General features: G+C 67.3%; 18 protein-coding genes. 7 read left to right on the plus strand and 11 right to left on the minus strand.

Annotated features, from left to right (window positions below; genetic code table 11):
* Window positions 1-57 precede the first annotated feature (57 nt).
* Window positions 58-792, minus strand: coding sequence for an ATPase (locus AC5Y7E_RS16005; RefSeq protein ID WP_499949720.1), 735 nt, complete (start codon window positions 790-792; stop codon window positions 58-60).
* Between AC5Y7E_RS16005 and AC5Y7E_RS16010 the strand changes: the two genes are divergently transcribed.
* Window positions 769-1407 carry an MBL fold metallo-hydrolase gene (locus tag AC5Y7E_RS16010; protein WP_499949722.1) on the plus strand — a complete coding sequence of 213 codons (639 nt, stop codon included), beginning with the start codon at window positions 769-771 and terminating at the stop codon, window positions 1405-1407. The two genes, AC5Y7E_RS16005 and AC5Y7E_RS16010, sit on opposite strands and share 24 nt — an antisense overlap.
* Before the next feature lie 114 nt (window positions 1408-1521).
* Here the strand turns inward: AC5Y7E_RS16010 and AC5Y7E_RS16015 are convergent, their stop codons facing one another.
* Both AC5Y7E_RS16015 and AC5Y7E_RS16020 read right to left on the minus strand, forming a co-directional pair.
* Complete coding sequence (locus AC5Y7E_RS16015) at window positions 1522-3189, minus strand: FAD-binding dehydrogenase (RefSeq protein ID WP_499949723.1); 1668 nt, start codon at window positions 3187-3189, stop codon at window positions 1522-1524.
* 47 nt (window positions 3190-3236) lie between these two features.
* Window positions 3237-3941: a DUF2334 domain-containing protein gene (locus AC5Y7E_RS16020; RefSeq protein WP_499949725.1), complete on the minus strand. Its 705-nt coding sequence runs from the start codon at window positions 3939-3941 to the stop codon at window positions 3237-3239.
* A gap of 152 nt (window positions 3942-4093) precedes the next feature.
* On the opposite strand from AC5Y7E_RS16020, the gene AC5Y7E_RS16025 reads away from it, so the two are divergent.
* A complete protein-coding gene (locus AC5Y7E_RS16025) occupies window positions 4094-5713 on the plus strand; it encodes a DHA2 family efflux MFS transporter permease subunit (RefSeq protein WP_499949726.1) in 1620 nt (539 codons plus the stop codon).
* 27 nt (window positions 5714-5740) lie between these two features.
* On the opposite strand, the gene AC5Y7E_RS16030 is transcribed toward AC5Y7E_RS16025, so the two are convergent.
* The gene (locus tag AC5Y7E_RS16030; RefSeq protein WP_499949727.1) at window positions 5741-7861 is read right to left on the minus strand and encodes a S9 family peptidase; all 2121 of its coding nucleotides are present in this window, start codon (window positions 7859-7861) and stop codon (window positions 5741-5743) included.
* Window positions 7858-8760 carry a phosphoribosylaminoimidazolesuccinocarboxamide synthase gene (locus AC5Y7E_RS16035; RefSeq protein ID WP_499918936.1) on the minus strand — a complete coding sequence of 301 codons (903 nt, stop codon included), beginning with the start codon at window positions 8758-8760 and terminating at the stop codon, window positions 7858-7860. Before AC5Y7E_RS16035 ends, AC5Y7E_RS16030 begins: the two co-directional genes overlap by 4 nt.
* A 52-nt stretch (window positions 8761-8812) precedes the next feature.
* Between AC5Y7E_RS16035 and AC5Y7E_RS16040 the strand changes: the two genes are divergently transcribed.
* Window positions 8813-9451, plus strand: a complete 639-nt coding sequence (locus AC5Y7E_RS16040; protein ID WP_499918938.1) for a hypothetical protein — start codon at window positions 8813-8815, stop codon at window positions 9449-9451.
* On the opposite strand, the gene AC5Y7E_RS16045 is transcribed toward AC5Y7E_RS16040, so the two are convergent.
* The 3 genes from AC5Y7E_RS16045 to purB are packed head-to-tail and all read right to left on the minus strand — an operon-like array spanning window position 9398 to window position 13088.
* Window positions 9398-10420, minus strand: coding sequence for a tellurite resistance/C4-dicarboxylate transporter family protein (locus tag AC5Y7E_RS16045; RefSeq protein WP_499949728.1), 1023 nt, complete (start codon window positions 10418-10420; stop codon window positions 9398-9400). The two genes, AC5Y7E_RS16040 and AC5Y7E_RS16045, sit on opposite strands and share 54 nt — an antisense overlap.
* On the minus strand, window positions 10417-11673 hold the full coding sequence (locus AC5Y7E_RS16050) for a cytochrome P450 (protein WP_499949730.1): 1257 nt from the start codon (window positions 11671-11673) through the stop codon (window positions 10417-10419). Before AC5Y7E_RS16050 ends, AC5Y7E_RS16045 begins: the two co-directional genes overlap by 4 nt.
* Window positions 11670-13088, minus strand: a complete 1419-nt coding sequence (gene purB / locus AC5Y7E_RS16055; protein ID WP_499949731.1) for an adenylosuccinate lyase — start codon at window positions 13086-13088, stop codon at window positions 11670-11672. The genes AC5Y7E_RS16050 and purB overlap by 4 nt, the downstream gene beginning before the upstream one ends.
* A gap of 49 nt (window positions 13089-13137) precedes the next feature.
* On the opposite strand from purB, the gene AC5Y7E_RS16060 reads away from it, so the two are divergent.
* Complete coding sequence (locus AC5Y7E_RS16060) at window positions 13138-13920, plus strand: DUF429 domain-containing protein (RefSeq protein WP_499949732.1); 783 nt, start codon at window positions 13138-13140, stop codon at window positions 13918-13920.
* On the opposite strand, the gene AC5Y7E_RS16065 is transcribed toward AC5Y7E_RS16060, so the two are convergent.
* A complete protein-coding gene (locus AC5Y7E_RS16065) occupies window positions 13892-14509 on the minus strand; it encodes a TetR/AcrR family transcriptional regulator (RefSeq protein WP_499918946.1) in 618 nt (205 codons plus the stop codon). The genes AC5Y7E_RS16060 and AC5Y7E_RS16065 overlap by 29 nt on opposite strands.
* A 61-nt stretch (window positions 14510-14570) precedes the next feature.
* On the opposite strand from AC5Y7E_RS16065, the gene AC5Y7E_RS16070 reads away from it, so the two are divergent.
* Together AC5Y7E_RS16070 and AC5Y7E_RS16075 are read left to right on the plus strand one after the other, a co-directional pair.
* The gene (locus AC5Y7E_RS16070; RefSeq protein WP_499949780.1) at window positions 14571-15488 is read left to right on the plus strand and encodes an alpha/beta hydrolase; all 918 of its coding nucleotides are present in this window, start codon (window positions 14571-14573) and stop codon (window positions 15486-15488) included.
* An 18-nt stretch (window positions 15489-15506) separates the two neighbouring features.
* Window positions 15507-17090, plus strand: coding sequence for a gamma-glutamyltransferase family protein (locus AC5Y7E_RS16075; RefSeq protein WP_499949733.1), 1584 nt, complete (start codon window positions 15507-15509; stop codon window positions 17088-17090).
* On the opposite strand, the gene purD is transcribed toward AC5Y7E_RS16075, so the two are convergent.
* Window positions 17087-18355: a phosphoribosylamine--glycine ligase gene (purD, locus tag AC5Y7E_RS16080; protein WP_499949735.1), complete on the minus strand. Its 1269-nt coding sequence runs from the start codon at window positions 18353-18355 to the stop codon at window positions 17087-17089. The genes AC5Y7E_RS16075 and purD overlap by 4 nt on opposite strands.
* A 53-nt stretch (window positions 18356-18408) precedes the next feature.
* Window positions 18409-18816, minus strand: coding sequence for a MarR family winged helix-turn-helix transcriptional regulator (locus AC5Y7E_RS16085; protein ID WP_499918949.1), 408 nt, complete (start codon window positions 18814-18816; stop codon window positions 18409-18411).
* Between the two features lie 74 nt (window positions 18817-18890).
* Here AC5Y7E_RS16085 and AC5Y7E_RS16090 point away from each other — a divergent pair, with 74 nt between their 5' ends.
* On the plus strand, window positions 18891-19985 hold the full coding sequence (locus AC5Y7E_RS16090; protein ID WP_499949736.1) for an aldo/keto reductase: 1095 nt from the start codon (window positions 18891-18893) through the stop codon (window positions 19983-19985).
* Window position 19986 lies beyond the last annotated feature (1 nt).

Consider the following 19986-nt stretch of genomic DNA (forward strand, 5'->3'; position numbering starts at 1 on the left):
CCTCCTGGGAAGTTGGCGTTTCGGGCGCCACTCTACCGGCGAAAGCGCAGCTCGGCGTCACGGGCACGAGGCAATGTAGGCCTCGCAGAGGGGCGCGTTCATGGCATTGAGCACCGGATCGTCCGCCATCGCCGGCCACGCCGTCTGCGGCGGTGCCGTCGACCACAGCGTGACCTCGCTGATCGTGCTGCTGGCCGGGTGGGCGAACAGATAGGTGTGCATCACCACCGGGCCGCTGATCACGGCGGCCATCCGATTGGCTTCGTCGGTGGTCAGCGACGGTGACTCCTGCGGTGCGCGCTGCTGGCAGGCCCGCAGGGCGGCGACGGCAGCGCTGAAGGCCGCGGCCGCGCTGGCCCCACCGCGAGCGGTGTCACCCCGCCAGTGCAGGACCTGGGCCTGCAGCTGCCACTGTCCGTCGGGATGCTGAACCGTCGAGCGCGCCGCGACGGCCGAGTCGCGGGGATCCTGGGTTACCGGCGGCGCGGCGCACAACTCCTCGAATCTGAACCGGGGACCGGGCGCCGAACCGGTCGTCTGCACGGCCTGACCGGCGAGCGCGGGCCAGTGGTACACGCCGTCCAGCGGCAGGGCATGCTGATCGATCCACGCGGTGTTCGGGATCCGGTCGCACACGGCCGGGCACGTCTCCGGCTCTGCGTGCGCAGGGATGACGACGATCAAAGCGAAGGCGAAACTGCCGGCGACCAGCATCATGGCCAAAATCACGCGCGTCGGCAGCTTGTCCATCAAGGCACAATCGTAGATATGCAACTGACGCATTTCGGCCATTCGTGCCTACTTGCCGAGTTTGACCACACCCGCGTGCTCTTTGACCCCGGAACTTTCGCGCACGGCTTCGAGGGAATCACCGGCTTGACCGCCATCTTGATCACCCATCAGCACCCCGACCATGTCGACGTCAAACGGCTGCCCGCCTTGCTCGAGGGTAACCCGGAGGCGGCGCTGTACGCGGACCCGCAAACCACCGCGCAGCTGGGTGCCCCCTGCCGCGAGGTCCATGTCGGTGACGAGTTGCCCATCGGCGAACTGACCGTTCGCGCCGTCGGCGGAAAACACGCGGTCATTCACCCGGAAATCCCTGTGATAGAGAACATTTCGTTCCTGATGGGCGACGCCGACCACCGCGCCCGGTTGATGCATCCCGGTGACGCGCTCTTCGTGCCCGACGAGCCGGTGGACGTCTTGGCCACGCCGGCGGCCGCGCCCTGGATGAAGGTGTCCGAGGCGGTCGACTACCTGCGTGCGGTGGCCCCGCAGCGCGCCGTTCCCATTCACCAGGGGATCATCGCGCCGGATGCGCGGGGGATCTACTACGGACGGCTGACCGAGATGACCAGCACCGACTTCCAGGTGCTGCCCGAGGAGGACGCCGTCACGTTCTAGCTGCGGTCACGCTGGCGTGACACACGCGTCCCGCGGTCACGCTGGCGTGACGCAGGCGTCCGGCGGTCACGCTGGCGTGACGCACGAACGCAAGCGGGGCTGTCTGCCCTGCGGCTACGTGAGGTCGTCGGCGGCGCCGCGGCCGGCGGCGCGGCCGGAGAAGATGCAGCCGCCCAAGAACGTGCCTTCTAGGGCGCGGTAGCCGTGCACGCCGCCGCCACCGAACCCGGCCACCTCGCCCGCGGCGTACAGACCGGTCAGCGGAGTGCCGTCGGCCTTCAACACCCGTGAGGCGAGGTCGGTTTCGATGCCGCCCAACGTTTTTCTGGTCAGGATGTGCAGCTTGACCGCGATCATCGGCCCCGCCTTCGGGTCGGTCAGCCGGTGCGGCGCCACCACCCGGCCCAGCCGATCGCCCAGATAATTGCGGGCGGCATGGATCGCCGTGATCTGCCCGTCCTTGCTGAACTTGTTGGCCACCTCGCGATCCCGGGCCGTGACCTCGGCCTCCACGGTGGCGTAGTCCAGCGGCTGCACATCGGGCAGCTTGTTCATCGCGGTCACCAAGTCGCGCAACGAGTTCGCGCTGACGAAGTCCACACCCCGGTCGACGAACGCCTGCACCGGGCCCGGCGGCCCGGAACGCGCCCGATTTCGCACCAGCTCGCGGATACTCTGCCCGGTCAGATCGGGATTCTGCTCCTGCCCGGAGAGCGCGAACTCCTTCTCAATGATCTTGGCGTTCAACACAAACCAGGTGTAGTCGAACCCTGACTTGGTGATGTATTCCAGCGTGCCCAGCGTGTCGAAGCCGGGGTAGAGCGGGACCGGCAACCGCCTGCCACTGGCATCCAGCCACAGCGACGACGGGCCGGGAATGATCCGGATCCCATGCAACGGCCAGATCGGGTCGTAGTTGGTGATGCCCTCGGTGTAGTGCCACATCCGGTCGGGGTTGATCACGCGCGCGCCGGCCTGCTGCGTGATGGCGATCATCCGGCCGTCGACATGAGCCGGAACGCCGCTCAAAAGTTGCTCGGGGACGCGACCCATGCGCTTGGGCCAGTTCTTTCGCACCAGTTCGTGGTTGGCGCCGATGCCGCCGCTCGTCACAATCACCGCGTCGGCACGAATTTCGAACTGCCCTATCGACTTCCGTGATGAAGCGACCCCCCTCGGCGTGGCCGTGGGCTCGAGCACCGTGCCGCGGACGCCCGTCACCGCCTCACCCTCGACGATCAACTCGTCGACCTGGTGGCGGTGCGCGAAGCGCACCGCTGACCGGTCGCGCAGTTGCCGAGCGAAGATCTCGACCAGCGCGGGCCCGGTACCCCAGGTGATGTGGAAGCGGGGAACCGAATTGCCGTGCCCCTGGGCGTCATACCCGCCGCGCTCGGCCCAGCCCACCAAGGGGAAAAGCTTGAGCCCGCGCGACCGCAACCAACTGCGCTTCTCCCCGGCGGCGAAATCGACATAGGCGTGTGCCCATTGGCGTGGCCAGTAGTCCTCGGGACGATCGAAGGCCGCCGTGCCGAGCCAGTCCTGCAACGCAAGTTCATGGCTGTCGCGGATACCCAGCCGGCGCTGCTCGGGGCTGTCGACGAAGAACAGGCCGCCGAAGGACCAGAACGCCTGCCCGCCCAGGTTGGCGCTGTTCTCCTGGTCGACGATGAGCACCCGCAAGCCGCGATCCACCAGTTCGCACGCGGCGACCAAACCGGCCAGGCCCGCCCCGACGACGATGGCATCAGCGCCGAACCCCGCAACCGAAGAATCGCTCATGTCGGACCAGGGTAGTGCCCCGACGAGCAGGTCAGGCAGTCGCTGCGTCAGGCCGCGTCGAGCACGGCCTTGGCCTGCTGCCAGCGGTACACGGTGGGCGTGCAGCCGTGCATCAACGCCAGGTCGACGGCGTCCACCATCGCCTGCAGCGGCCCCGGTTTGCGCAGGTGGCGAGCCGCGACCGCTACCCGCACGACGCCCCCGCGCCGGGCGATCCGCTCGGCGGACAGCACCACCATCCGGCACCACCACGGCTCGGTGAGGAAGCCCTCGCCGATGCCGAGCACCCGCGCGCGGACGGTGGTGTGACGAACCAGGTCGGTGATCCCGTGCAGATCCGCCAGCAACCGGAATCCGTTGTCCGGCAACGCTTTGACGACACCCGGCGACACCACCCAGCCGGGCGCCGCGAACAGTCGGGTACGCAACCCGAGGTGCTCGAGCACCCGGTCGGCGGCCATCAATCGCAGGTTGGCCTCATGCGCCCGCAGGATCGCGAATTCGCCGCGACGCTTCTTGGTGGCCGCGTCGTCATAGCCGTGCAGCACGATGGCGTCACCGCCGGCGCGACGGTTGTTCAGCCACCCGACGGTGTGCGGGTCGCGGTCGAGCCGGTAGTCACCGGACAGGCGGGGAGCCACGAGTAACGACACCGGTACGTTGCGGGCATCCATTTGCGCGCAGAACGCCTCGACGTCGGGCAGGGTGCGTTCCCCGATCCCCGAGACCGAGACGATCAATTTTCCAGACACACCAGCAGTTTGCCGATCCCAAGTGTCGGAACGGTGAAGGACACGCAGACAGCAGGCGTATACGCACCCGCCTGAGCACAAAGATTTCGGCGGCGGCCGGACCTGCCCAGCCCACCACCGCCGCGAGCGTCAACCGACGAGATCAGTTCGATATGCTAAGCAACGCCATGGACGAGGCCTCGTACGCAGCGGCCAAAACGCCGCTGCCGCACGCCCCCACCGGACAGCCGGGCGTCGAGGAACGGGAATATCCCGACAAGCTCGATGCCCCGCTGTTGCGGATCTCCGGTGTGTGCATCTTGGCCACCGTGATGGCGATCTTGGACGTCACCGTCGTCAGCGTCGCGCAGCGCACCTTCATCGACCTGTTCGCGTCTTCGCAGGCCGTCGTCGCCTGGACGATGACCGGCTACACGCTCGCGTTGGCGACCGTGATCCCGATAACCGGTTGGGCGGCCGACCGGTTCGGCACCAAACGGCTCTTCATGGGCTCCGTGGTGGCCTTCATGCTGGGTTCGCTGCTGTGTGCGATCGCCGCAAACATCTTGCAGCTCATCGCCTTTCGCGTGGTGCAGGGAATCGGCGGCGGCATGCTGCTGCCATTGGGCTTCATGATCATGACTCGCGAGGCGGGTCCGCGGCGGCTCGGACGCCTGATGTCGATATTGAGCATCCCGATGCTGCTCGCCCCGATCGGCGGGCCGATCCTGGGCGGCTGGCTGATCGACACCTCGAGTTGGCGGTGGATCTTTCTGATCAACGTGCCGATCGGCTTTCTCACCATCGCGCTGGCCGCCGTCATCTTCCCGCGGGATCACCCGGCGCGGGCCGAGACCTTCGACGCCGTCGGCGTGCTGCTGCTCTCGCCGGGCGTGGCGACGTTTTTGTTCGCGGTGTCCTCCATCCCGGGCCGCGGCACCGTGGCCGACCGCCACGTGGTGATACCGGCGATGATTGGACTGGCGTTGATCGCGGGGTTCGTCGTGCACGCGTGGCATCACGCCGACCATCCCCTGATCGATCTGCGGCTATTCCGCAATCCGGTGCTCACCCACGCCAACGTGACGATGCTGGTCTTCGCCGGCGCATTCTTCGGCGCCGGCCTGCTGCTGCCGAGCTATTTTCAGCAGGTGGTGCACCAAACGCCGATGCAGGCGGGCGTGCACATGATCCCTCAGGGGCTGGGCGCCATGCTGACCATGCGGCTGACCGGACCGCTGGTGGACAGGCAGGGGCCGGGCAAGATCGTGCTGGTCGGGATCGCGCTGATCACCGCCGGCCTGAGCGCCTTCGCCGTCGGGGCCGCGACCCAGGCCCACTATCTGCCCACGCTGCTGGTGGGGCTGGCGATCATGGGCCTGGGCATGGGCTGCACGATGATGCCGCTCTCGGTGGCCTCGGTGCAGGCGCTGGCGCCCCATCAGATCGCCCGGGGAACGACGCTGATGAGCGTCAGTCACCAGGTGGGCGGCTCGATCGGGACCGCGCTGATGTCGATGATCCTGACGAACCAGTTCAATCGAAGCCCCGACATCGTCGCGGCGAACAAGCTGGCCGCCCTGCATCAGCGGGCTGCGGTCGACGGGGTGCCGGTCGATCGATCCGCGATACCGCCGCGGTCGCTCGACCCCGGATTTTCGACCAACGTGGTGCACGATCTTTCCCACGCGTATACCGCGGTATTCGTGATCGCCGTTGCGCTGGTGGTGTGCACCCTCATCCCGGCGTGGTTCTTGCCTAAGAAGCCGGCGAGCGAAACCGTCGGCGCCTAGCGCAACCGCCCGGCCTGGTTGGGTGCCTCACCAGGACACGGCCTGGGCGGCGGCCAATAGCCACGCGTACTGGAAGGCGGTTTCCTCCCAGCCCTTGTAGCGGCCGCTGACGCCACCGTGCCCGGCGTTCATCTGAGTCTTCAACAGGACCGGATTACCGTCACCGTTGGCGTGGCGCAGCGCCGCAACCCACTTGGCCGGCTCCACGTAGTAGACCCTCGTATCGTTCAGCGACGTCATCGCAAGAATCGCGGGATACCGTTTGGTCTCGACATTCTCATACGGCGAATAGGACTTCATGTAGGCGTAGACGTCCTTGTCCGCCAAGGGGTTTCCCCATTCGTCCCATTCGGTGACGGTCAGCGGCAACGAAGGATCCAGGATGGTGGTCAGCGGGTCGACGAACGGGACCTGCGCGAGAATGCCGGCGAAAAGCTCCGGGGCCAGATTGGCCACCGCCCCCATCAACAAACCGCCGGCGCTGCCCCCCAGCGCCACCAGCTGACGCGCCCGGGTGACGCCGCCCTGCACCAAATGCTCTGCGACCGCAACGAAGTCGGTGAAAGTGTTCTTCTTCTCCAAAAGCTTGCCGTGCTCGTACCACAGCCGGCCCATCTCACCGCCGCCACGCACGTGGGCGATGGCGAACACCATGCCGCGGTCCAGCAGCGACAGCCGGGCGATGGAAAAGCTGGGGTCGGTGCACAGCTCATAAGCGCCGTAGCCGTAAAGCAAAGCCGGTGCCGGGAACTCGACGTCCGCGCGGTGCACGATGGACACCGGGATGCGGGTGCCGTCATCGGCGACCGCCCAGTCACGCCGTTCCACATAGTCGCCGGTCCGGTAGTCGCCGAGCACGGGCTGCTCGCGCAGCAAGGTGCGTTCACCGGTCGCGAGGTCGATGTCGTAGACCCGAGCCGGAACCACCAGCGAACCCGCCCTGATCCGCAGCTTGGGCGCCGCCCAATTGGGATTGCCGGCCGGACCTGCCGTCATCAGCTCGGAATCGAACGAAATCTCCTCGGGCTGTGCGTATGTGCCGTCGGCATTGATGGGCCACAGCTGCATCCGGGGCAGTGCCTCGCGCCGATAGCTGACGACCAGGAGACCGGCGAAAGCGTCGACCCCGTCGAGCCGGACGTCGTCGCGGTGCGGGATCAGGGTGCGCTGCCGTGCCGGATCGCTGACCGGCGCCTCGGTGAGGGTGAAGTTGACCGCGCCGTCGTTGTGCAGGATCAAGAACCGGTCCTGTCCGCCGACGACCGCGTGCTCGACCGAGTACTCGACGCCTTCGCGACGCGGTAGCACGACGGTGAACTGGCCGTGCGGATCGGCGGCGTCGGCGTAGCGATACTCCGAGGTGATCGAGGATCCCGAGGCGATGAAGACGTAGGCCTCGCTGCGGGTGAGCCCCACGCCAAGCCAATACTTTTCGTCCGCTTCGTGATACACCAGCTCGGGTTCGGCACCGGCGCCCACCCGATACCGCCACACCTTGTCGGGGCGATGGGCGTCGTCGAGGGTCAGGTAATACACGGTGTGGTTGTCGGCGGCCCACGTCGCACCGGCCCCGATGTCGGCGATCTCGTCGGAAAACAGTTCTCCGGTTCGTAAGTCTTTGAACCGCAACGTGTATCGCTCATCACCGAGAGTATCGACCGAGTACGCCAGCAGGTTCCCGTCCAAGCTCACCGTTGCGGCGCCCAGGGAGAAGAACTCGTGACCCTCGGCTTCGGCATTGGAATCGAGCAGGATCTGCTCGCCCGGGATCTCGGTGTTCTCGTCCAGGGTCGGCGGATCCCAATCGCCGGATCCCCTGATCGGACAACGGCATTGGACGCGGTATTGCTTTCCCTCATAGGTGCGCGCGTAGTACCACCACTCGCCCTTGCGGGTCGGCACCGACAGATCCGTCTCCTTGGTGCGCGCCTTGATCTCGTCGAAAATCTGCTGCCGCAGCGGCCCCAGGTGCTCGGTCATCCGATCGACGTAGGCGTTCTCCGCCTCGAGGTGGGCGATGACTTCGGGGTCGGTTTTTTCGCGCAGCCACTCATACGGGTCGATGAAGACGTCGCCGTGATGTTCGCGCCGACTCTCCACTCGCTTGGCGACAGGGGGCAGCGACCCGTCCAGGTGCACGTCGGTCATGCGGTGGGACCGATCCAGTCGTCGAAGCTCAGGCCGGAAATGCGTTCGTAGGCTTCGATGTACCGATCCCGGGTGGCATCGATGATGTGCTCGGGCAGCGGTGGCGGCGGTTGTGAGCCGTGGCGGTCCCAGCCCGACTCGGGGCCGGTCAGCCAGTTGCGGACGAACTGTTTGTCGAAGCTGTTCTGGACGACGCCCTCCTGGTACTCGTCGGCCGGCCAGTAGCGGGACGAATCCGGGGTGAAGATTTCATCGGCCAGCAGCAGGTTGCCGTCTCGGTCGGCGCCGAACTCGAACTTGGTGTCGGCGATGATGATTCCCTTCCTCAGCGCGTGATCGGCGGCCTGAACATAGATTTGCAGTGTGCGGTCGCGGAGTTGATTGGCGGGCACGGGACCGACCATCTCGATCACCCGTGCGAACGGAATGTTCTCGTCGTGGTCGCCCAGTGCGGCTTTCGTCGCGGGGGTGAACAGGGGTTGGGCGAATCTGCTGGCTTCAACCAGTCCCGGCGGCAGGGGGATGCCGCAGACCTTTCCGGTCGCCTGGTAGTCCAGCAATCCGGAGCCGGTCAGGTAGCCGCGCGCCACGCATTCGACCGGAAGCATTTCCAGCTGGCGCACCACCAGCGCGCGGCCCAGGACCTCGTCGGGAATGCGTGGATCATCCGGCGGCCCGGCCAAGTGGTTGGGGGCTTGGGCAAGCTCCGAGACGAGTCCGAAGAAGAAGACGCTCATCGCGGTGAGGATGCGGCCCTTGTCCGGAATGGTGCTGTCCAGGACGAAGTCGTACGCCGAGATCCGGTCGGTGGCGACGAGCAGCAGGTGCTCGTCGTCGACGCGATACAGCTCGCGGACCTTGCCGCTGGCCAGATGCTGGTAGTCGGACAGTGCAGGCATCCGGTCAGCCTATCGGGCACCCGCAAACGGGCTTTGTGCTGGGATCGGGGCTATGACATCGCGGTTTCTGCCCTACTCCACCAGGCCCGGCCGGCTGGCGGCTCAGCTGTTCAGCGACCTCGCCGTCGTCCTGTGGACGGTCCTGTGGCTACTCGTCGGGCTGGCGGTCTACGACGCCATCGCGACGATCGCCGACGCCGGCCGGCAGGTCGAGAGCGGCGCGCACGGCATCGCCGGCAACCTCGCGTCAGCCGGCCACGGCGCCCAGCACATTCCGGTCGTGGGCGACACGGTCAGCAAGCCGCTCAACTCGGCCAGCCAAGCCGCGCTGGACATCGCGGGCGCGGGCCACGACCTGGACATCGCGGCGAGTTGGCTCGCAGTGCTGCTGGCGATGGCGGTTGTCGCGGTGCCAATCCTCGTCGCGGTGCTGCCGTGGTTGTTTCTGCGGCTGCGATTCTTTCGGCGCAAGTTGACGGTGACCGCTCTGGCCGCAACCCCGGCCGGCGCGCAACTGCTTGCGCTGCGCGCGCTGACCAACCGTCCGCCGCGGAAGTTGATCGCCGTCAGCGCGGATCCGGTCGGCGGATGGCGACGTGAAGACCCGGCCACCATCGGGGCCCTCGCCGCGCTCGAACTACGGTCGGCCGGTATCGCGATTCGCGGGAGTGAGCAGCAACCGCCGCGATAACAGCAGCAGCCCGGCGACGACCACAGTGAGCCACGCGGCCAGCGCATCCCAGAAGAAGACCAGCGAAACGGTGAACAGCGACGGCTGATTGATCTCGAGGGCCATCGCGAAGCTGGCCGCCGAATACATGCCCAGCGGGAACACAAACGCCCACCACACACCGGCGAAGCGCAGCATGTTGGGGTGACGCCTGATGCGGTGCAACGCGAAATAGATCAGCGGCGGTATCCACAACGTGGCCGTCACCCAGGTGACGATGGTGACCGCACGCACGGGTCCGGCCAGCCAGGCGGGAGCCACGGCGTGGATGTTGTCACCGGCCAGCGTCGCAATCGCCATGCCTCCCATCAGGATCCAGGTATCGGGTTCGAAGCCGTCCCGGTCCTGCCGTTCGTTCACGACGCGCCACATGGTCAGCCACGTCATCAGGCCGTAGATGCACAGCGCCGCGACCCATCCGGCCACGGCCACCGCGAGCCACCAGTGATGACCGGTGTGACGAGCCGCGCGGGCGATCACGATCGCCAAACCGGAGGTTCCCACGCTGCCCAACTGCCAGGCCCCGTGTGCGCGGTCGCGCAGCTCTGTCCACCGGTGCGCCAACATGTTTCGCGCGCTGAACAGGATCAGTATCAGCCAGGACGCCAGGCCGACCCCGCCAAGTATCCGCGCCACCCATACGTTCGACGACAAGCGAGTGTCGATCACCGCACACGCTGCCACGAAAGTGATGAGTCGCAGGGTGACGTCGGGATCGGTGAGGTCCCAGCACAACCTCTGGCCGGGCACACAGGCCTTCGCGACGACCAGGGCGAGCAGCAGCACCAGGCCGAGGGTGGCGATGACACCCATCGTGTCGCTGATCAATCGGTAGCCGTGATTGCGTGCGCCGATCGACAAGATTCCCGTTGCCATCACCGCGGCGAACACATCGGGTGAGGGCTCGACATCAGCGAACCGGATCGTCACGGTTGCTCGCGGAGCTCCACGACGAGATGCCGGATGCCGGTATGCCGATTGCTGCGCGTCCATTCGACCGGCCGGACAACTTGCACCGCCCCGAACCGGGACAGCAGCTCTTCGAACAACACCCGCAGCTCCAGCCGGGCCAGATTCGCACCCAGGCAATAGTGCACTCCCTGACCGAAGCCCAGGTGCGGATTCGGTTTTCGGCAGATATCGAATTCGTCGGCGTTCGCGAACACCCCGGCGTCGCGGTTTGCCGAGCCTTCCCAGATCTGTATCTTCTGCCCCGCCTCGATCGACTGCCCGGCCAGCGTGACGTCGCGGGTGGCGGTGCGGCGCTTGGAGGGCGACGGCGACGTCCACCGCACCATCTCCTCGACGGCCGTGGGCAGCGCATCGAGATCGCCGCGCAGCGACTGCAATTGGTCCGGATGGTGGGCCAACGCCAGCAGGCCGCCGGCGACCGCGTTGCGGGTGGTCTCCGCGCCGGCGCTGAACAACAGACTGAAGAACAGGTAGAGCTCCATGTCGGACAGGGCCGATCCGCCGTGGCCATCAGCGTCATCCAGCATCGCGTTCGCCACGGCCGACAACATGTCATCGGTCGGGTGCTCGCGCTTGGACGCGATCAGCTGCTGACCGTACTGATACATCCGCGACCCGGCCTCCTCGACGGAGAGCTGCGATAGCGCGGCCTTGCGCGAACCACCGAAGTCGAACTGCGGTTCGATCGCCTCGAAGAGCCAATGCCGTTCGGATTCAGGCACTCCCAACAGGATGCAGATCATCTGCATCGGCAATTCGGCGGCGATGTCGACCAGGAAATCGAACGGCTCGCCCGGCACCACCGCGTCGAGCAGCCGGCGCGCCCTGGTCCGCAGGTCGTCCTCGACCAGCCGGATCATCCGCGGCGTCAGCCCCGAGCTGACCAGCCGCCGAATCTGCGAATGCCGCGGATCGTCCATCATGTTGAGCACCTGACCCGCAATCGCCAGGTCCTGCAACAGCGTGCCGCCGTACGGCCGCGGGCCGCCCGTGACCGACGAGTACGTCACCGGATCCTTCAGCACCTCAAGCGTTTCCGCGTAGGTGGCCACCGACCAGAAGCCTTCACCGTCCGGGGTGTTGTCGGTCGGTGAGTGCCAGTACACCGGCGCCTGACGACGATGGATCGCGAACAGATCGTGGGGAAATCCGTTGGCGAAGTTGTCCAGATCGGTGAAGTCGATCTCGGCGAGTGCGCCCGCCAGCGTCACAGGATCGCACCCGGGGCGTACTTGGCCGCGTCCGGGTAGCGGTTCACCAGCGCGTCCACCTGCGCCGCCACCTCGTCCACCTGGTCACCGGCGGCGCCGGTGAATGCCTTCTTGTCGGCCAGCGCGGCGTCCAGCGCGGCCCGGTCCAGCGGCAAGCGCTCGTCGGCGGCCAGCCGGTCCAGCAGGTCGGGCTCGGCGCCGCGCTCGCGCATCGCCAGCGCCGTGGCCACCGCGTGTTCGCGGATCACGTGATGCGCGGTCTCGCGCCCCACGCCGGCGCGTACCGCGGCGATCAACACCTTGGTGGTGGCCAGGAACGGCAGGTAGCGATCCAGCTCGCGGCCGATCACCGCGGGATAGGCGCCGAACTCGTCGAGCACCGTCAGGAAGGTCTCGATCTGCCCATCGATGGCAAAGAAGCTGTCCGGCAACGCTACTCGGCGCACTACCGAGCAGAACACGTCGCCCTCGTTCCACTGCGCCCCCGCCAGTTCGGCTGCCATCGAGGCGTAGCCGCGCAGCACCACCTGCAGGCCGTTGACCCGCTCGCAGCTACGCGTGTTCATCTTGTGCGGCATGGCCGAGGAGCCGACCTGTCCGGGCGCGAATCCCTCGGTCACCAGTTCATGCCCGGCCATCAGCCGGATGGTGTGGGCCATCGACGACGGTCCCGCGCCCAGCTGCACCAGCGCCGAAACCACGTCGTGGTCCAGCGAACGCGGATACACCTGCCCGACGCTGGTCAATACCGTTGCGAAACCCAAGAATTCGGCTATGCGCCGCTCGAGCTCGGCCAGCTTGGCCGCGTCACCGTCCAGCAGGTCGAGCATGTCCTGCGCGGTGCCCATCGGGCCCTTGATGCCGCGCAGCGGATAGCGGTCGATCAGTTCGCGCAGCCTGGTCAACGCGATCAGCGTTTCCTGGGCCGCCGAGGCGAACCTCTTGCCCAGCGTGGTCGCCTGCGCGGCGACGTTGTGGCTGCGTCCGGCCATCACCAGGTCGCGGTAGGCCACGGCCCGCTCGGCGAGCCGCGCGGCAACGGCCACGCCGTGACTGAAGACCAGCTCCAGCGAGCGCCGAATCTGAAGTTGCTCCACGTTCTCGGTCAGGTCGCGACTGGTCATGCCCTTGTGCACGTGCTCGTGACCGGCCAGCGCATTGAACTCCTCGATCCGCGCCTTGACGTCGTGGCGCAGCACCCGTTCCCGGTCCGCGATGGAGGCCAGGTCCACGTCCTCGAGCACCCGCTCGTAGTCGGAAATGGCGTCGGCAGGCACCGCAACGCCCAGTTCCGCCTGCGCGCGCAGCACCGCGAGCCACAGCCGCCGCTCAGCGACGACCTTGGCCTGCGGCGACCAGATCGCGACCATCTCGGCACTGGCGTACCGGGTGGCCAGCACATTCGGAATGTTCACTTGGTCCTCACGAACACACAGCTTACGGTCGCGCTCGTAGCCTATGCGGATGTACTTCGCCGGCGTCGACCTTGCGTGGGCGGGTCGTAACCCGACCGGCGTCGCGGTCGTGGACTCCGGCGGTGTGCTGGTGAGCGTGTGCGCGGTGCGCGACGACGACGAGATCCTGGCGGCGTTGCACCCCTATGTCTGGGGCGATTGCGTAGTGGCCTTCGATGCGCCGCTGGTGGTGAACAATCCGACCGGCCAGCGCCCGGCCGAGACCGCGCTCAACCGCGATTTCCGCAGATACGAGGCCGGTGCCCACCCCTGCAACACCGGAAAGCCCGAGTTCGCCGACGGTCCCCGCGCGGGCCGTCTGGCCGCGACGCTGGGGCTCGATCTCGATCCGCGGTCGCCGGCCGCCCGGCGCGCCATCGAGGTCTACCCGCATGCGGCCACCGTCGCCTTGTTCCGCCTGGAGCGCACGCTGAAGTACAAGGCAAAGCCCGGGCGCACCGTCGAGCGACTCAAATCCGAGCTGTTGCTGCTGATGGACGGCGTCGAGCGGCTGGCGCACGCTCCGGTGGCGCTCCACGTGAACGGGCACGACGGGTGGATCGCGCTGCGCCGGGCCGTCGCGGCCGCGCAGCGCAAAAGCGAGCTGCGGCGCGCCGAAGATCCCGTCGACGCGGTCGTTTGCGCCTACGTGGCGCTGTATGCGCAGCGCAAGCCGAAAGACGTGACGATCTACGGCGACCCCGAAACCGGATACATCGTGACGCCGTCGCTGCCGGTGGATCCGGTGCGCGCGGAGGGCTCGGTCAGATCTGCACGGGCCGCTGATCGATAGGGGCGAGCACCTCGATGAGGTCGACCACCGCACCCTGCGCCGCCGCGCGCGGATCCCGGCCCTCCACCAGGGCCGACACCACCGAGCCGTCGACCGCGCAAATCAGCGTGCACACCAGCTCGATGTGCACCGAGCGACCCGAGCGCTCGATGGCCTCGGCCACCGCCTCCGCGCGCTGGCGCAGGCTGCGACGCATGGTCTCGCGCAGTGCGGGCAGACGGATGCACGCGACGTGGCGCTCGTAGCGCGAGATCAGCTGTTCGGTAAGGCCCGGGCCGGACACGTCGCCCACGAGCAGGTCGGCCAGCACCTCGGCGATGGTCTCCGGTCCCCGGCGCCGGCGCGACAAGGCGCCAACGCGCGAACGCAACTGCGCCACCTCGATCATGGCGATGTGTTCGACGGCGCGTGCGATCAGATCGTCGAGGGAGGAGAAGTAATACGTGGTGGATGCCAACGGCAATCCGGCCCGCCGCGCGACCGCCCGGTGCCGCACCGCTTCGAACCCGCCCTCGGCCAGCAGCTCGGCGGCGGCACTGACGAGCGCATACCGCCGGCGTTCTCCTTTTGGAGTAACCGCTGCTGTCACGAGTAGCCATCGTGCCAGCCAAAGTGGTACTGCGATGCCATTTCGGCCAAACGGCCAAGGCATAATGGCCCGCATGCCCGACTTGAGCCGACGCGCCCTGCTCGGCCTCGGCGCCAGCGCGGCCGTGGGGGCGGCGGGCGCCTACGCGCTCGACATCCTGTTAGAGCCCCGCACATCTCGCGCCATGCCGGTGTCGGAGACCGGCACCCAGGCGCCGTTGGCGCCGCCGCCGAGCCCGCCTCGCGATCCGGCTCCCCCGGCGGCCGCCGCACCCACCATGGTGACCGGTTCCTTCGTCTCCGCCGCCCGTGGCGGCGTGAACACGAATTGGGCGATCGCGCGTCCGCCGGGCCAGACCAAGCCGCTGCGACCGGTGATCGCGTTGCACGGCAAGGGCAGTGACGCGTCCACGGTGATGGCGGGCGGTGTCGAACACGGTCTCGCACAGGCCGTCGACGCCGGACTACCGCCCTTCGCGGTGGTCGCCGTGGACGGCGGCGGCGGCTATTGGCACAAACGGTCTTCCGGTGAGGACAGCGGCGCCATGGTGCTCGACGAGCTGATCCCGATGCTGGGAAACCAGAACCTGGACACCTCACGGTTGGCGTTCCTGGGTTGGTCGATGGGCGGCTACGGCGCATTGCTGCTGGGCGGCCGGTTGGGACCCGCCCGCACCGCCGCGATCTGCGCCGTGAGCCCGGCGCTGTGGATGTCCTCGGGCGCGGCCGCACCGGGAGCCTTCGACGGCCCGGAGGACTTCGCGGCGAACTCGGTCTTCGGCATGCCGGCGCTGGCCTCGATCCCCATCCGGATCGACTGCGGTGACAGCGACCCGTTTTACAGCGCGACAAAGCAGTTCATTGCGCAACTGCCCAATCCGCCCGCCGGTGGTTTCTCGCCCGGTGGGCACGACGGGGCATTCTGGAGCTCGCAGTTGCCCGCCGAGCTGACCTGGATGGCACCGCTGCTGACGGCGTAACGAGTTACGCTCGCGGAGGTGACGGCACCTTTCGACTGGACCTTCCCGTACGCCTGGCCGCGCAAGCCCATCCTGGCGGAAAACGTTGTGTGCACATCGCAACCGCTTGCCGCCCAGGCGGGCCTGCGGATGCTCGCGCAGGGCGGTAGCGCGGTGGATGCGGCCATCGCCACCGCCATCGCCCTGACAATTGTGGAGCCGGTATCGAATGGCATCGGTTCGGACGCCTTCGCGATCGTATGGGACGGCAAGCAACTGCACGGGCTGAACGCTTCGGGTCGCTCCCCCGCGGCGTGGACACCGGAATACTTCGGCGGCAAGGGAGTTCCGATTCTCGGCTGGAATTCGGTGACCGTGCCGGGCGCGGTGTCGGCGTGGACCGAACTGCATGCGAAGTTCGGCAAGCTGGCGTTTGAGCGGCTGTTCGAGCCAGCAATTGCGTACGGCCGCAACGGGTTTCTGGTCTCACCGACGGTCGCAGAACAGTGGGCCGCGCAGGTACCGCTGTTTGAGAAACAGCCCGGCTTTGCCCAGGCGCTCCTGCCCGGCGGGCGAGCGCCCAGACCCGGCGAGCGATTCAGCTGGCCGGATCATGCTGCCACGCTCGAGTCGATCGCCGCGACCAACGGCGAGGCGTTCTACCGTGGCGAACTGGCCGCCGAACTCGAGGCGCACGCGCTGAACAACGGGGGCGCCATGCGGGCAACTGACCTGGCTGCTCACCGTGCCGACTGGGTCGGCACGGTCGACGCCGGCTACCGCGGGTACACGTTGCACGAGATCCCGCCCAACGGGCAGGGGATCGTCGCGCTGATCGCACTGGGCATCCTCGAACATTTCGACATGGCCTCGCTGCCAGTGGATTCCGCCGACAGCGTGCACCTGCAGATCGAAGCGATGAAGCTGGCATTCGCCGACGCCCAAGCGTACGTCTCCGACATCGAGCACATGCCGGTGGCGCCCGAACGTCTGTTGGACAAGGAATATCTCAAGCAGCGCGCGGCACTGATCGACCGCGGACGAGCCAGGCCGGCGTCCGCCGGAACCCCGCCGGGCGGAACCGTCTACCTGACCGCCGCCGACGCCGCAGGGATGATGGTGTCGATGATCCAGTCGAACTACATGGGGTTCGGTTCGGGCGTGGTGGTGCCGCGCACCGGAATCTCGCTGCAAAATCGCGGTGCGAATTTCGTTGCGGCTCCGGGACACCCGAACACCGTGGGCCCGAACAAACGCCCGTACCACACCATCATCCCGGCATTTGTGACCAAAGACGGTGCCGCGGTGATGAGCTTCGGGGTGATGGGCGGAATGATGCAGCCACAGGGCCACGTGCAAGTGATGGTGCGCATCGCCGACCACGGGCAGAACCCGCAGGCGGCGTGCGACGGCCCGCGGTTCCGCTGGGTCGAGGGCACGCAGGTCAGCTCCGAAAAGGGTTTCCCGGATTCGACGTTGAATGAGTTGCGCCGGCGCGGACACGATCTGGTCGCCGTCGACGACTACAACCAATTCGGCAGCTGTCAGGCGATCTGGCGTCTCGAGGGCGGCTACTTCGCGGCCAGCGATCCGCGCCGGGACGGCCAGGCCGCCGCGTTCTAGACGCGGATCCTGCCGTCGGCCGCCAACAGGGCGATGTCGCTGCGGAAATGACTGCCCGGCAGTCGAATTGAACGCACCACCTCGTAGGCCTTCGTCCGCGCGGCCGTCAGGTCTGCACCCGTGCCCACCACCGACAACACCCGCCCGCCCGATGAGACGACCTCGCCGTCGTCGCGCCGCGCCGTTCCGGCGTGCAGCACCCCGTCGGCTTCCGAGCCGACGATGACGTCACCTACCCGGGGGCGTCCGGGGTAGCTCTCCGCCGCCACCACCACCGTCACGGCGGCACCGTCCTGCCAGCGCAACTCCCCGAAGTCGGCCAGTGTGCCGCTGCCAGCTGAGAACAACAGCTGCCCGAGCGGCGATTCCAGTAACGCCAGCACCGCCTGCGTCTCGGGATCGCCGAAGCGGCAATTGAATTCGATCACCGCCGGTCCGTTCGCCGTGATGGCGAGGCCGGCATACAGCAGTCCGCTGAACGAGCTGCCCCGCGCAACCATCTCGGCCGCAACGGGTTCGACGATGTTGCTGATTACGTCGCGATACATCTCGTCGGGAAGCCACGGCACCGGTGCGTAGGCCCCCATCCCGCCGGTATTGGGCCCGCTGTCGCCGTCGCCGACCCGCTTGAAATCCTGTGCGGGCAGCAAAGGCACCACGGTTTCGCCGTCGACCACGCAGAACAGCGACACCTCCGGGCCGTCCAGGAAGGACTCCAACAGAACCGGGTGCCCCGCCTCGAGGAGCCCCGCGGCGTGCGCGCGTGCGAGACCGCGATCCGCGGTCACCACGACGCCCTTACCGGCGGCCAGGCGGTCGTCCTTCACCACCCAGGCCGCGTCCCCCGCCGGGGGGCCGAACCGGTCCAGGGCGGCGTCCAAATGCGCCGGGGTGTCGACGATTTCACTGGTCGCGGTGCGCACCCCCGCCGCGGCCATGACCTCTTTGGCGAACGCCTTGGAGCCTTCGATGCGGGCGGCGTCCTTGCCGGGACCGAAGCAGACGATGCCCGCGGCCCGTACCGCATCGGCGACCCCGAGGACCAGCGGCACCTCGGGTCCGATGACCACCAGGTCGGCACGGACCTCGCGCGCCAGGGCGACGACGTCGTCGGCCGAGGTGATGTCGACCTCGTGCTGGTCGGCCAGCCGCGCCGTGCCGGCGTTGCCGGGAGCGATCGCCAGCCCCGTTACCTCGGGGTCTTTGCGGAGCGCCAGCAGCAACGCATGCTCACGGGCTCCGGAACCAATCACCAGGACGCGCACGACACGTCAGACTAGCCCGGTCAGACGACCCACGCCCACCGTCCCCGGTGGATTCAGACGATTTTCTCCAGCAGCGCCCTGAGGTCGTTGCGCTGAGCGGCGGTGAGGCGTCCGAGGCGCTTGTCGAACTCGTCGGACAGCAGGCTCATGCCCTTCCTGGCGGCCTGGCGTCCGGCCGGGGTGAGCAGCAGCTTGTGGCGACGCAGATCGCACGGGTCGATCTCGCGGCGCACGAACCCCGCGGCCTCGAGCCGCTTCAGGTACAGCGTCACCGTCGCCTTGGGCATGCTCAGCGTCGCGGCCAGTTCGGCCGGATAGGGATGATCGTCGATCTCGGCCAGCAGAAACAGTTCCTTGGACTCGAGGCCCAGCGCGCAGATATCGGCCTCGGCGCACGAGATGACCGACAGCAGCACCCGGTAGTTCAGTGACCAGATCCTGGCCGCATCGACTGCAGACATTCGACTTGCCAGATCGTTCAGCTATGAACTAGTTTTGTTATGAACAACCTCATAACCGAACAATCTACCAGGGAGTGGGCCTCATGCCGCTGGATCAATACGTGACACTCGGGCGATCCGGTCTGCGCGTTAGCCCCCTGTGCCTGGGCGCCATGACGTTCGGCGAAGACCTCGGCTGGGGCACCAGCGTGGAAGAGTCGCAACAAATCATCGACCGCTACCTCGAGCTCGGCGGCAATTTCATCGACACCGCCAACTTCTACACCCGAAGCCACTCCGAGAAGATCATCGGCGACCACATCGGGCGCCACCCCGCGCGCCGCGATCGGCTGGCGATCGCGACCAAGTTCAGCGGCAACCTGTATCCGGGTGATCCCAACGGCGGCGGCTCGGGCCGCAAGTCGTTGATCAACGCCTGCGAAAACTCGTTGCGGCGCTTGCAAACCGACTACATCGACCTGTACTGGCTGCACATCTGGGACTCCAACACCCCCATCGAGGAGACCATGGCGGCGCTCGAGGACCTGGTGCGCGCCGGCAAGGTGCGCTACATCGGCGTCTCGGACACCCCGGCGTGGAAGATCGCCCAGGCCAACCTGATCGCCGGTTTCCGCGGGTGGTCGGCGTTCGTCGGGCTTCAGGTCGAATATTCGCTGCTGGAGCGCGCCATCGAACAGGATTTGGTGCCGATGGCGTCCGAATTCGGCCTCGGCATCACGCCGTGGTCGCCGTTGAAAGGTGGCGTGCTGAGCGGCAAGTACACCCGGGCCAACGGCGGCCAGCGCAACGCGGACCGCGGCGCCATGGTCGACGCCTTTCTCAACGAAAACACCTACGCCGTCATCGACGAGCTCGCGGCCATCGCGAAGGCACACGAGACGAACGTCGCCAGCGTGGCGCTGGCCTGGGTGCGCGCGCAGCGCGCCGTCTCATCGGTCATCATCGGGGCACGCCGGCTCTCCCAGCTCGAGGACAACGTCCGGGCCGTCGACGTGAACCTCGGCGCCGATGAGCTGGAGCGGCTCGACACGCTGACCAAACCGAGGTTCGGCTTTCCCCACAACATGTTGGAGATGGCACCGGGCATCATCAACGGCGGAACGACGGTCAACGGGACTTCCGCGCCGATCTCCGAATACGTGATGCCCGACGGCATTCAGCCGTACTGAT

The organism is Mycobacterium sp. NGS17, from assembly GCF_059813205.1.

What these genes read in the sequence shown, in the direction of transcription:
- AC5Y7E_RS16010 (WP_499949722.1), top strand. Translation starts at nt 769, where the DNA reads ATGCAACTGACGCATTTCGGCCATTCGTGCCTACTTGCCGAGTTTGAC.
- AC5Y7E_RS16005 (WP_499949720.1), bottom strand. Translation starts at nt 792, where the DNA reads ATGGCCGAAATGCGTCAGTTGCATATCTACGATTGTGCCTTGATGGAC.
- AC5Y7E_RS16015 (WP_499949723.1), bottom strand. Translation starts at nt 3,189, where the DNA reads ATGAGCGATTCTTCGGTTGCGGGGTTCGGCGCTGATGCCATCGTCGTC.
- AC5Y7E_RS16025 (WP_499949726.1), top strand. Translation starts at nt 4,094, where the DNA reads ATGCTAAGCAACGCCATGGACGAGGCCTCGTACGCAGCGGCCAAAACG.
- AC5Y7E_RS16030 (WP_499949727.1), bottom strand. Translation starts at nt 7,861, where the DNA reads ATGACCGACGTGCACCTGGACGGGTCGCTGCCCCCTGTCGCCAAGCGA.
- AC5Y7E_RS16035 (WP_499918936.1), bottom strand. Translation starts at nt 8,760, where the DNA reads ATGCCTGCACTGTCCGACTACCAGCATCTGGCCAGCGGCAAGGTCCGC.
- AC5Y7E_RS16040 (WP_499918938.1), top strand. Translation starts at nt 8,813, where the DNA reads ATGACATCGCGGTTTCTGCCCTACTCCACCAGGCCCGGCCGGCTGGCG.
- AC5Y7E_RS16060 (WP_499949732.1), top strand. Translation starts at nt 13,138, where the DNA reads ATGTACTTCGCCGGCGTCGACCTTGCGTGGGCGGGTCGTAACCCGACC.
- AC5Y7E_RS16085 (WP_499918949.1), bottom strand. Translation starts at nt 18,816, where the DNA reads ATGTCTGCAGTCGATGCGGCCAGGATCTGGTCACTGAACTACCGGGTG.